13 protein-coding genes are annotated in these 12,480 nt (G+C 33.1%); 7 read left to right on the top strand and 6 right to left on the bottom strand.

The genetic code is table 11. The features are described 5' to 3' along the window. Positions 1-104 precede the first annotated feature (104 nt). From EDB96_RS00270 to metG, 3 genes are all read right to left on the bottom strand, one after another. Positions 105-992 carry a DMT family transporter gene (locus tag EDB96_RS00270; RefSeq protein ID WP_134138691.1) on the bottom strand — a complete coding sequence of 296 codons (888 nt, stop codon included), beginning with the start codon at positions 990-992 and terminating at the stop codon, positions 105-107. A gap of 115 nt (positions 993-1,107) precedes the next feature. Next, on the bottom strand, positions 1,108-1,383 hold the full coding sequence (locus tag EDB96_RS00265) for a hypothetical protein (protein WP_134138689.1): 276 nt from the start codon (positions 1,381-1,383) through the stop codon (positions 1,108-1,110). A gap of 359 nt (positions 1,384-1,742) precedes the next feature. After that, positions 1,743-3,878 (bottom strand): methionine--tRNA ligase, encoded by a 2,136-nt coding sequence (gene metG / locus EDB96_RS00260; protein WP_134138688.1) that lies wholly within the window; start codon positions 3,876-3,878, stop codon positions 1,743-1,745. 563 nt (positions 3,879-4,441) lie between these two features. On the opposite strand from metG, the gene EDB96_RS00255 reads away from it, so the two are divergent. Together EDB96_RS00255 and EDB96_RS00250 are read left to right on the top strand one after the other, a co-directional pair. Beyond that, positions 4,442-4,669, top strand: a complete 228-nt coding sequence (locus tag EDB96_RS00255; protein WP_057115344.1) for a CDGSH iron-sulfur domain-containing protein — start codon at positions 4,442-4,444, stop codon at positions 4,667-4,669. Positions 4,670-4,802: 133 nt separating this feature from the next. After that, the gene (locus EDB96_RS00250) at positions 4,803-5,939 is read left to right on the top strand and encodes a DinB family protein (protein ID WP_134138687.1); all 1,137 of its coding nucleotides are present in this window, start codon (positions 4,803-4,805) and stop codon (positions 5,937-5,939) included. 36 nt (positions 5,940-5,975) lie between these two features. On the opposite strand, the gene EDB96_RS00245 is transcribed toward EDB96_RS00250, so the two are convergent. Beyond that, a complete protein-coding gene (locus EDB96_RS00245) occupies positions 5,976-6,389 on the bottom strand; it encodes a hypothetical protein (protein ID WP_134138686.1) in 414 nt (137 codons plus the stop codon). Between the two features lie 166 nt (positions 6,390-6,555). On the opposite strand from EDB96_RS00245, the gene EDB96_RS00240 reads away from it, so the two are divergent. After that, positions 6,556-7,122, top strand: coding sequence for a hypothetical protein (locus EDB96_RS00240; protein ID WP_134138684.1), 567 nt, complete (start codon positions 6,556-6,558; stop codon positions 7,120-7,122). A gap of 44 nt (positions 7,123-7,166) precedes the next feature. On the opposite strand, the gene EDB96_RS00235 is transcribed toward EDB96_RS00240, so the two are convergent. Together EDB96_RS00235 and EDB96_RS00230 are read right to left on the bottom strand one after the other, a co-directional pair. After that, complete coding sequence (locus tag EDB96_RS00235) at positions 7,167-7,616, bottom strand: protease complex subunit PrcB family protein (protein WP_057115341.1); 450 nt, start codon at positions 7,614-7,616, stop codon at positions 7,167-7,169. Between the two features lie 212 nt (positions 7,617-7,828). After that, positions 7,829-8,266, bottom strand: coding sequence for an SMI1/KNR4 family protein (locus EDB96_RS00230; protein WP_134138683.1), 438 nt, complete (start codon positions 8,264-8,266; stop codon positions 7,829-7,831). Between the two features lie 223 nt (positions 8,267-8,489). Between EDB96_RS00230 and EDB96_RS00225 the strand changes: the two genes are divergently transcribed. From EDB96_RS00225 to lgt, 4 genes are all read left to right on the top strand, one after another. Continuing rightward, a complete protein-coding gene (locus EDB96_RS00225; protein ID WP_057115339.1) occupies positions 8,490-9,029 on the top strand; it encodes a hypothetical protein in 540 nt (179 codons plus the stop codon). A 132-nt stretch (positions 9,030-9,161) separates the two neighbouring features. Then, a complete protein-coding gene (locus tag EDB96_RS00220; RefSeq protein ID WP_134138682.1) occupies positions 9,162-10,079 on the top strand; it encodes a hypothetical protein in 918 nt (305 codons plus the stop codon). Positions 10,080-10,237: 158 nt separating this feature from the next. Beyond that, positions 10,238-11,509 (top strand): serine--tRNA ligase, encoded by a 1,272-nt coding sequence (gene serS / locus EDB96_RS00215; RefSeq protein WP_057115337.1) that lies wholly within the window; start codon positions 10,238-10,240, stop codon positions 11,507-11,509. An 89-nt stretch (positions 11,510-11,598) separates the two neighbouring features. Then, a complete protein-coding gene (lgt, locus tag EDB96_RS00210; protein WP_134138680.1) occupies positions 11,599-12,459 on the top strand; it encodes a prolipoprotein diacylglyceryl transferase in 861 nt (286 codons plus the stop codon). Positions 12,460-12,480 lie beyond the last annotated feature (21 nt).

The following is a 12,480-nucleotide window of genomic DNA, read 5'->3' as shown; positions in this document are numbered from 1 at the left end:
TTGCCACGAATTCCACTAATTTTCTCGAATTTTTGCCACAGATTATTAAAATGATTCTTTTTAAATCTGCTCAAATCTGCTGAATCTGCGTGAAAACTTTAAATCTAATTCTTAGAAAACAGTCTTTTTAAAGAAATAGTTTTATCGTAAAAAGTAATTCGGATTCCGAAAAGTAAAACGATTCCGCCGAAAACCATTTGTAAAGTTATTTTTTCTTCTAAAAACAACCAAGCTAAAATGGAGGTAATTACAGCCTGACTCAATAAACTTAAAGAAACGCGGGTTGCGCGCATATGTTGTGTTGCGTAACTTATCGAAAGCCATGCGCACAATTGACAAATTACCGCCTGAAGTATTAATACAAACCAGCCTGCATTGGTAAAACCTGTAAAAGGCTCGTTTAGCGAATAACACAAAATTCCCAAATAAATACTCGAAGCCATCAAACTAATCGTCATAAATGATAAAACATCAACTGTCGAAAGCACATTTTTGCTGACCAAAAGATAAATCGAATATAGAATTCCAGATAAAACGGCAAAAAGGAATGCTTTATCAAAGTTTAAATCGATAAAAAACTCAAAACCAACTAAAGTGATCATTCCGAATAAAGCGACTAATGTTCCGATCCAGAAATTCGTGGCAGGTTTTGCTTTCAGAAAAAAGAAAGAGCCAACGCCAACCCAAACTGGAGATAAATTGGTCAACAAAGAAGCCTGAGTCGCGCTTGATTCCTGAATGGCGATATTCCAAACCGCAACATCCGAAGAAAACAAAATCCCGCAAAGTGCCGCTAAAAGTGTAAATTTAAGAGTCGGAAGTTTGAAGTTTTTACTTAAAAGTACGTAAGGCAATAACAGAATCACAGCAAAAAACATTCGGTAAAAAGCCGAAATTAATCCTGGTGTTAAACGTAATTTTACCAATATCGGGAAAATAGATATGCAGAGTATACCGCAGATTAAAGCTAATCTTGGTTTGGTGAGTTTCATTTAATGAATTTTAGTCGTGTATTATTTTTCAAAGATAACTGAGAAAACAACTATTTTGAAAGCAAAAAGCGTGAATCGATTAAAAATAATAATTGATTAACGCTTTTTTGTTGTTTTAAGCAGCTATAAATTTACTGCACGCTTTCTGAATTTGTTTATCCGAAAAAGGTTCGAGTGTTTTGGCAAGCATTTCGCTGATTTTGATGCACTCCATCATTTTTGATCTTAGCTCTTTGTCATCTCCCAAGTCTGTTTCAAGAATTCGCTTGAAAATTTCAGACAGATAATTGGGCTGTTCTCTAAAATCTCCTTCAAACCAAAGGTCTGACAGGAATTTTGCCATTGATGGCATTACATCGTGGTGTGTCGGTTTTTGATTTTCTTTAGTCATTTCGAAAATATTAAACGCGCGAAACCCTCGCTTTAGGTGTGACTAAATATCCGAAGATAGATTTAGGGCAGTTTCCTGCTCCTTCACCATAACAAGGGTTTCGCTTATTGTAACTTTAATAAGTTTTATTGAAAGTCTTCAAATATTTAGTCAGCACAAACGTACAAATATAAATTTGAAAGAAACAACAAAACGTAAGAATTTTATTATTTTTAATTCTGCCAATGTTGTCATTTCGAGGAACGAGAAATCTTCGTGAGAAGCTCGACAAAGATTGGATTCTCATTGCGGAGTTACTTGCGAAGATTTCTCGTTCCTCGAAATGACAAATGAATGTGTTTTAGATGTGCAAAATCAGTTTAATTTACCGTAGCACCATTTGGCGCATCAGCATCTGGGTTTACAAAAACTAATTTTCCTTCAGCATTTGTTGTCATTAAGATCATTCCTTGACTTTCAACTCCGCGTAAAGCTCTTGGCGCTAAGTTTGCTAATACAGAAACACGTTTCCCGATGATTTCTTCTGGAGAAAAACTTTCAGCAATTCCCGAAACAATCGTACGGACATCGATTCCTGTATCTACTTTAAGAACTAAAAGTTTGTTGGCTTTTGGCATTTTTTCAGCTTCCAAAATTGTTCCAATACGAATATCCATTTTCGCAAAATCCTCAAACTGAATTAAATCTTTTTGTGGTTCTGCTTGTTTGTTTTCAGCAATATTTGCGGTTTTTGTCGCTTCCAATTTATCTACTTGTTTTTGTATTTCTTCGTCTTCAATTTTAGCGAAAAGCAATTCTGCCTCACCAATTTTATGTCCAGCCGGAATTAAATCTGAGTTTTCAGAAATGTCATTCCAACCTAAAGTTTTATCAATAACAATGTCTTTTGCATCGCGATCTTTCTCTTTCAAAAACTTACTGAATCCAGCAAAATGTTCTTTAAGATCACCTAAATTCAAGATTTTAGACAATTTAGAAGCTGTAAAAGGTAAAAACGGCTCTGCCAAAACGCTCAAAGCAGCAGCAATTTGCAATGCCACATACATTTGAGTTTTTACACGATCTGGATTGTCTTTCATTACTTTCCAAGGCTCTTCGTCTGCAAGGTATTTATTTCCTAAACGAGCAACATTCATCAATTCGCCTAAAGCTTCACGGAATCTGTAACGCTCCACTGAACTTGAAATCACAGCTGGATACGCTTTTAATTCGGCTAAAGTTTGTTCGTCAACTTCTGTAAATTCATTTGGCGTTGGAATAACTCCATCGTAATATTTGTTGGTTAAAACCACAACACGATTAATGAAATTTCCGAAAATAGCCACTAATTCGTTGTTATTTCTTGCTTGGAAATCTTTCCACGTAAAATCGTTATCTTTTGTTTCAGGAGCGTTTGATGTTAATGCATAACGCAAAACATCCTGCTTATCTGGAAATTCTTCTAAATATTCGTGTAACCAAACTGCCCAGTTTTTAGAAGTCGAAAGTTTGTTTCCTTCCAAATTCAAAAACTCATTTGCTGGAACATTGTCTGGTAAAATATAACTTCCTTCCGCTTTTAGCATTGCTGGGAAAATGATACAGTGAAAAACAATATTGTCTTTCCCGATAAAGTGAACCAATTTGGTATTTTCATCTTTCCAATACGGTTCCCAGTCTTTTCCTTCACGCGCTGCCCATTCTTTCGTAGACGAAATATATCCGATTGGCGCATCAAACCAAACATATAATTTTTTGCCTTCGGCACCTTCAACCGGAACATCAATTCCCCAGTCTAAGTCACGCGTTACGGCACGAGGTTCCAATCCGCCGTCGATCCACGATTTTACTTGTCCGTAAACGTTCGGTTTCCAGTCGTTTTTATGACCTTCTAAAATCCATTTGGTTAAGAAATCAGAATAACGATCTAAAGGTAAAAACCAGTGTTTTGTTTCTTTAAGAATTGGAGTTTCTCCAGTAATTGTCGATTTCGGATTGATTAAATCAGTCGCATTTAAGGTAGATCCGCAATTTTCACACTGATCACCGTAAGCTCCTTCATTGCCGCATCTAGGGCAAGTTCCAACCACAAAACGGTCAGCTAAAAACTGATCTGCTTTTGCATCGTACAATTGCTCTGTTACTTCTTCAATAAAATCACCATTATCATACAGTTTTCTAAAAAATTCCTGAGCCGTATCATGATGAATTTTCGCCGAAGTTCTAGAATAATTGTTGAATGAAATTCCGAAATCTGCAAACGATTTACGGATAATTCCATCATATTTATCAATAACTTCTTGTGGTGTAATTCCTTCTTTTTTGGCTTTCATCGAAATTGCAACGCCGTGTTCATCGCTTCCGCAAATAAATGCTACATCTTTTCCCTGCAATCTTAAGTATCTCGAATATATATCTGCAGGCACGTAAACACCCGCCAAATGCCCAATATGAATAGGTCCATTAGTATAAGGTAATGCCGCTGTGATAGTATATCTCTTTGGATTCTGTGTCATAACTCAATTTTATTGAGTGCAAAAATAAGCAATAGATTTGAGATTTTAATATTACATGGAGATTCGCACGTAATTTCGCAGAGTCACGCGAAGAAAAACACAGAGATTCGCTAAGTTTTTTTTAATTAAATCGAATTAATCTCGCAAAGGCGTAAAGTCACAGTGTTTTTATGCCACAGATTAAAAGAATTATAAAAGATTTTAATTTTAAATATTAATTGCCTCCAGCTTTAGCCGGAGGAGCTTATTTTGGGCTAAAGCCAATTTAGTGGTTCTTAATTATGATTACATCCAGCTAAAGCTGGACGCAATTCAAAAAAACTTTGCAGCATTTCTCCCGAGGTTCTCGGGATCGCTCAGTGTGACAAAAGAATAAAACCTTTGTGTCGCTGCCTCATTGCGAGATTATTTCGCCCTAACAATAAAAAACTTTGTGAATCTCTGTGAAAACCTCTGTGCATCTCTGTGGTAAATCCAATTAAAATAGAACCAGTTTAAACTACGTTTACCGCTTATAAATAAAGATATATTTCGCAATCTTTGCACTCGAAAAAAACAAGTTTATGAGCAAGACAAAATTAATCATCAATAAAAACGGATCTATTAAAATCGAAGGGGATTTTGAAATCATGGATCCAGAAGGAGTTCTTTACGGTTTACAAGGAAGATCTGCACTTGGACTTTGCCGCTGCGGACTTTCTGCAAACAAACCATTTTGCGATGGAGGGCACAGAAATAATTTCGAACACGATTCTGTTGCGTTTGATTTACCGCCAATGAAAACCAACTAAATTCATTTAGGTTAAAATATCTTAAAACCGCATTCTATTAGAGTGCGGTTTTTTTGTGCATTATTTTTTACAAAAGTAAGTTATTACTTAAAGAAACAAATATTACATTTACTGCAACTTTAATTTTCCAAAAATGAAAAAACTAATAATACCACTATTGTTTTTGTTTTTCAGCGCCAGTTACGCTCAAACACAAAAAACGATATCCAGCGATTGGACATCTTTCAATCAGACCATTGATATTCAGACTACTGTTACGAAAAAATTTAAGGTAATTGCTTCAGTCAAAGCAGAAACTACAGAACCAACGGCTTGGGCTGGAGTCTGGGCGAGAGTTGATACTAAAAATGATGAAGAAGGTTTTTTTGATAATATGCAGGACAGACCTGTAAAATCTAAAGAATGGAATTCTTATACTGTTGAAGGAACTTTAGATAAAAACAGCAAATCATTGAGTTTTGGAGGACTTTGTATCAATAACGGAAAATTCTATTTTGACAAATTCGAATTATGGATTGAAAATGATAAAGGCGTTTTTGAACCTTTAACGGTTTTAAATTCAAGTTTTGAAACTGCTGTAAAGAATGGAGATATTCCGAAATGGAGTTTAGGAACTTCAAAAGACGCTATTGTTAAAGTAAAGGAATATAAAATTACCTCTGATAAATCGAGCGTCGACGGAAAAAGCAGTTTATTATTAGAAGGAAGTGGCATTAAACCAAGACCCGAAGCCAGAATAGGAAATGTTGAAGGAGCTTCACCAAAGATTGCCGACATGATTTCGATGCTGGAAGATCTTAAATCTCGTGTCGAAAGAACGGTTAAAAACATGAGTCAATATGAAATTGATTATCTTCATGATGAAGAGGCCAATCGAATTGGAGCTTTGGTTATGCATTTGGCTGCAGCCGAAAAATACTATCAAGTTTTTACTTTTGAAAACAGGGATTTTAATGAAGAAGAAAAGAAAATTTGGAACAACGCTTTAAATTTAGATCAAGGCGGACGTGACGAATTTAAAGGTCATGATATTCAATATTATTTGGATATTTATAATCAAGTCCGTGCCAAAACTATTGAAGAATTAAAGAAAAGAGACGATGCTTGGTTTGCCCAAGTTCAGTTAAAATATGATATGACCAATCAATATTGCTGGTTTCACGTAATGGAACATCAATCGAGTCATTTAGGTCAGATTTTGTTTTTGAAGAAACGTATTCCGCCAGAGAAACCGCAACAAAAAACTCTTCCACAGGAAATTAAGAAGTAAATAGATGAAAGCTGCATTTTTTTAAATGCGGCTTTTTTATATATACCTTATTAGCTCACATTCTGAATCAAATTTTTCCGGATTAATAGTTTTTAGAACAAGTTTATCATTGCTCTCAAATTCTATAATTATTTGGCTATTATTTTTGTCTTGTTCACACCAAATTTTATGAATTACTTTTTCAAAAAGACCAAAAGATGATGTCTTGTCAACGTAATTATAATTATCAAAATCATAATCAATCTCATTCCAGTTTTGCCAAAAGCCTAAACCTGCGTCAAGAAAATATTGATGCCAATTATTATTTTCAACTTTTAAATAAATAGTTATAGGTTCATTTGTTTCTGGTTCCTCGCAAACAACAAGTTGCTCTAGTTTAATGCCATCAAATTCTTTGAATACAAAATTGGTGTCTTGGAAAATTGGACCTCTTGGTTCTTTTGGTTTCATGCCTAGAATAAATATTAAAATTCTAAAACAAGTAAGGAGATATTTTATTGTATTAATGTCTTTAAATCATCAATGTAAAAATATTTAAGATAACATTTTATTTGCAAACAACTGTTTTTGAATTAATTAATTTAATTTTGAATACTTGTAAATAATATTGTTATTTATGGAAGAACTAACTCATGTCAAATCAATTATCGGAATTATTCTGGGTTTGAGTTTAACACATCTCATAAAAGGATCCGTAATTTTTATTCAGCATCCGGGACGGAAGAAATTTTACTTTGTGCATGCATTATGGGTTTTTTATGTGTTCTTAATGCTGATTCATTTTTGGTGGTGGGAGTTTAATCTGAAATTAATTCACGAATGGTATTTTGCAGATTATTTCTTCATCATCTGCTATATTTTGATTTACTATCTTCTTTGTGCAATTCTTTATCCTGATGATTTGGTTGATTACACAGGTTACGAAGATTATTTTTATTCAAGGAAGAAGTGGTTTTTTTCGATTCTGGCGATAAGTTTTGGAGCCGATATAATCGATACCGCAATTAAAGGAGGAGATTATTTTTTATACAATCAAACCGAATATTTTGTTCGAGTTGTAAGTCATATTATTTTATGTTTCGCGGCAATAAAAGTCGATAATAAAAGGTTTCATACTATTCTAGTAGTACTTTTTATTGCTTACGAACTCTCTTATATTTTGAGATTGTTTAATGTTGAATAACGAACGTTGATGAGCTTCAATAATTAAAGAAATTACGATTTTGATTATTGCTCAAAAACAACTTTTTTGGTTGTTTTGGCCATTTTTACAATGTCATAAGGTCTAGATAATCTCGAACTAAGATCACCGTTTTTTAGTTTTTCGACCTTTACAATTATAGTGTTACGATTCTCAGACATTTCGACAACATCTATAGAATGTCCACCGCCTTTTTGGGTTTTGTCAATAATTGCAATAATTTGATATTTATTGAAATCAATATTAATTTCTTTCAAATCTTGGGTTAAGTTATTAGCAGCATCCATTTCATTGATTAGACTATTCCAAGTTTTAGCATCTTTAATAACTAAATGTCTTTGAGCGACGCTTTTGTCATTCGGAAAAGAATCTCCTTTACCCACCAATGAATATTGCACATCAGACTGCGGTAAATCGTCATTTTCGCAGCTTGTGAGAGCAAATAGAATCATTAAAATAAGTAAAATCTGTTTCATGGTTTTGGCTTTGGCAATAGAGTTTTGCTGTAAAGCTCTATTTATTAAACAGATGATTTTTTCTAAAATGGTTGCGTTAAAGATGGTTTCTTTTTAAACCTATCACCTTATTTAATATAAATAACGTGAATTTTTGTGAAAGATTGTATGTTTATCTAAGAATATTAAAATTAGTACAGCATCTCAATCAGAGTTTAAAATTTGAGTATGATCTACAAGATCTCTTTGCCATTTTCATCCATAAGCATTTGTTCTCTAATATAAGCTTGAAAAGGCTTATTAGTATAATAAAGTTCTCCACTTTCATGCCAAAATTCAACAACATTTCCGTCATTTTTATCAAAGTCAAAACCAGAGAAATCACCAGAATAATTATCTCCAAAGAACCAAACATTAGATTTCAATTCGTAATAATTATTAAGCCCTAAATCTTCTAAATCAAACAAAGATGATGCGATATTAAATTGACATTCTCTAAAACTACCCGAACCAATTTCTTGTAAATAGATCAGGTAATCTTGTGGTAGTTTTGGATATTTTAAAAGAAGATTTTTAATTTGATCTTTGTTTAAGATTTCTCTCTCATTTTGCTTATCGTTATTGTTTTCAACTTTTTTTAAGAATTCTTTTTCTAAAGTATAATTTGCCATCATATCAATTTTAAATAAATCAGTTTTAAGATTAATGCATATCTAAGGCTAATATTTAAATTAATTCTTTTAAAAATTCAAAGTTAGTGTTGTTTTTCTTACTTATAATTACTCGGTAGTTTTTCTTAGAATGAAAGTATTTATGTAATTCGGCTGTAAATTATTGCTGTTTCTATTGTTTTTTCTCCGAAATTTGCAAGCAATCTTTTAAATACAAACTCAAATGGAATTCGGTAAAATCATCATTTCAGAAACTGCGGCAAACAGTGAAAATCCTCAAGACGTTGTTAATTCGAATATCTCGGTAATCAATTTAATGCGTGAAGAAAAAATAGACGATGATTTGATTCACGAAGATGCATTGATGAGCTATTATTTAGACTTTTATGCTTCAAAATACGCCGAAGGAAATTTTTCTAAATTCGTGCACGATTCAGGCTGGAATAAAGAATTGAACGAATTGATAGAAGAAGGTTTGGCATTAATTGGCGCCGAAAAACATTTGGAATTATTTAAAGAACAATGCCGAAAACTGCGTTTACAAAGTAATATCAAACTGGGTAAATTCTTGCAGGCAAAATTCGATGTCGCAAGTCCGTTTCGTGATTTATTAAACAATAATGCTTATTTTGAGTTGGATGAAAATCTAGTCGAATTAAATGCTGCATTTTTAAAATCGCATCCTGATACAGAAGTACTTTCGGTGGAAGAAATGTTTAAAGTTTTAGAAGAATTTGTAGGGCATGAAATCAAAAGGGATTAGATATTAAAATCCTGTTTAGTTTTTAATATTTTACGGTTTTAGCATTTTGGTTTTGAAATTTTAATTTTCTTATCATCAATTGTAAGAAAATTATATATTTGAAGTGCCCGAAATTTTCTAAATAATTAACCTATGAAAAAAACTATTCTTCCGATTGTAGTTTTGATGTTTTTGCTTTCCTGCGGAAAAAGCGAAAAAAGTTCTAAAGAAGCAGAAATTCAGAATCAGGAGTTGCTTTCTCAAAATGAAACGAACAATGATTTAAACCAAAAGCAGTTTAAAAAACTCGTTTTTAAGAATCTGGATGATATCAAAGATTCAGAAGAATTAAATCTTAATCTGCTTTCTAAAGTCGCTTCTAACTTAAAAATCAAATATTCTAATATTAAAATAGACAAAACAAGTTCTATTAACTACGACGATAAAACTGCATTTTTTGTTCTTACGACTGTTGAACATAAAAAGAATAAGAAATCTGATGAGTTTGAAGATTTAGGAAATTATTTGCAGCGTAAATATTTATTCGTAAATAGAGAAGACGGAAGTATAATCGCAGAAGAATTTGATGATAATTTAGGTTATTATGATAATGAAGCAATTCGGTTTTCGAAATCACATATCTTAAAAGATTTGGTTTATTTAAATGAAAGTACGCCGGCAATTGCCTTTTATACAGAAGCCAGTGCAAGCAGCAGAATCGTACTATATTCTGAACAGAAATTTACATTGGTGACTTTAGCCGACAAAGAAATTAAAAAAGTGTTGTACGAATATCCAATTCGAATGACAAATGGAGATTCTAACGGAGGAGGAACTTATCAAATCGAAACTTTAGAAACAGGAATGAGTTTTGGAGATCATAAAACAAATGGCTTTTATGATTTAATTGTGACCAAGAATTTTTCATATGAAGAAGCTGTAGAAGCTGATTCAGAAAAAGCTTTGGCAGAAGAAATAAATCTGAAAACCAAAAAAGAATCTGAAAAATTAAAGTTTAACGGCAGGGAATATGCTTTTCATAGAGACGAAAGACATCGCTTTCTGGAGTAAAATTTAGAGATTTGAAATAATAACAAGAGCACTTTTATAGTGCTTTTGGTGTTTATAGGCGATTTCAGTTTTCCTTATAAACTTTGTCCTATTGTTAACAAACATTTCCTTAAATTTGCTTCCGTTATAAAAAATACAATAGTTATAAAAATCAAGCTATGTTACAAATTGCATTTATTAGAGAAAATCAAGAGAAAGTAATCAAAGCTTTAGCAAAACGAAATATCGATGCTAAAAGCGTTGTTGAAGAGGTGGTTCAATTAGACGAAAATCGTCGTGCTGCGCAGGTGGAATTAGACAATACTTTATCAGAATCTAATAAATTGTCCAAAGATATTGGTGAATTGATGAAAGCTGGTGAGAAAGCTAAAGCAGCAATCTTAAAAGAAAAAACAGTTTCACTAAAAGAAAAAAGTAAAGAACTAAGCGAAAAAGCAGAAGCTTTGGCTGTTGAGTTAACCAATAAATTATACACATTACCAAATCTTCCAGCAGATATCGTTCCTGAAGGAAAAACGCCAGACGACAATTTGAATGTTTTTCAAGAAGGAGATATTCCTGTTTTGCACGAAGGCGCACAGCCGCACTGGGAATTGGTAAAGAAATACGATATTATCGATTTTGAATTGGGTGTAAAAATTACTGGAGCAGGATTTCCTGTTTATAAAGGTAAAGGAGCTCGTTTACAGCGTGCTTTAATCAACTACTTTTTAGATAAAAATACAGCTGCAGGATACAATGAAGTTCAGGTGCCACATTTGGTAAACGAAGCTTCTGGTTACGGAACTGGACAATTACCAGATAAAGAAGGGCAGATGTATCATTCTACTATTGATGATTTATATTTGATTCCAACCGCTGAGGTTCCGGTTACGAATTTATTTCGAGATGTTCTTTTGACAGAAACAGAATTACCGGTTTTATATACAGCTTACACACCATGTTTTCGTCGTGAAGCGGGTTCATACGGAGCTCACGTTCGCGGATTAAACCGTTTACACCAATTTGATAAAGTAGAAATCGTTCGTGTTGAACACCCTGAAAAGTCTTATGAAGCCCTTGACGGAATGGTAGAACATGTAAAAGATATTTTAAAAGAATTAAAATTGCCTTACAGAGTTTTACGTCTTTGCGGAGGCGATATGGGCTTTACATCTGCTTTAACGTATGATTTTGAAGTGTTTTCTACAGCACAAGACCGCTGGTTAGAAATTAGTTCTGTCTCTAACTTTGAAACTTTCCAGGCAAACCGCTTGAAATTGCGTTTTAAAGACAAAGACGGCAAAAATCAATTGGCGCATACGCTTAACGGAAGTTCATTAGCACTTCCTAGAGTTTTGGCCGGAATTATTGAAAATTACCAAACTCCAGAAGGAATCGTAATTCCAGAAGTTTTACGCCCATACTGCGGATTTGATATTATAAACTAGTTTTTTAGTTTTCAGTCGCAGTTTTCAGTCACAGTTAGATATTGTCACTGAAAACTGCGACTGTAACTGAAAACTAAAAACTACTACTTATGAAGAACGGAATATTAAACTGGAACGTTGATCCCGTTATTTTCTGGATTACAGATAGTTTCCCATTAAAATATTACGGAGCTCTCTTTGCCACCGGACTTCTTTTAGGTTTCTACATTGTTAGAAATATTTATAAGAAAGAAAATCTTTCGCTAGATAACCTAGATACTTTATTGATTTACGTAATTGTCGGAACCGTTTTAGGAGCAAGATTAGGACATTGCTTTTTTTATGAAGCCGATTATTTCCTAAAACATCCTATCGAAATTCTTTTACCCATTCAAAAAATCAAAGGATCTTATGAATTTGTTGGTTATCAAGGATTAGCAAGTCATGGAGGCTCAATTGGAGTTATTACGGCGATGATTTTATATTGCCGCAGATACAAAGTACAATTCTTAGGACTTTTAGATAAAATGGCAGTTGCAGTTCCTGTAACGGGTACATTTATCAGATTAGGGAATTTTATGAATTCTGAAATCTACGGAAAACCTACCAATGGAAATTGGGGAGTTGTCTTTCAAAGAGATGATTTAATTCCGAGACATCCAACGCAATTGTACGAAGCATTTGCTTATTTATTGATCTTCGGGATTCTGTTTTACATGTACAAATCAGAAAAAATTAGAAATGCACAGGGATTAATCTTTGGAACTTTCTTAACTTTATTATTCTCAGCTAGATTTATAATTGAGTTTTTCAAAGAAAATCAAGAAGCTTTTGAGAATAGTATGCTTATTAATATGGGACAGATTTTAAGTATTCCATTTATATTAATTGGTTTAGCTCTGATTTTTTGGAAAACTCGAAAAGTCACAGTTGACAATGACAGTTTACAATTTAATGAGACTGAAAACTAAAAAAGTCACAGTTTACAGTCG

The sequence above is a fragment of the Flavobacterium sp. S87F.05.LMB.W.Kidney.N genome (assembly GCF_004366435.1).
Classification (GTDB): Bacteria; Bacteroidota; Bacteroidia; order Flavobacteriales; family Flavobacteriaceae; genus Flavobacterium.
The sequence above is the reverse complement of the archived record's forward strand: the minus strand, read 5'-3'. Positions and strand labels throughout refer to the sequence as shown.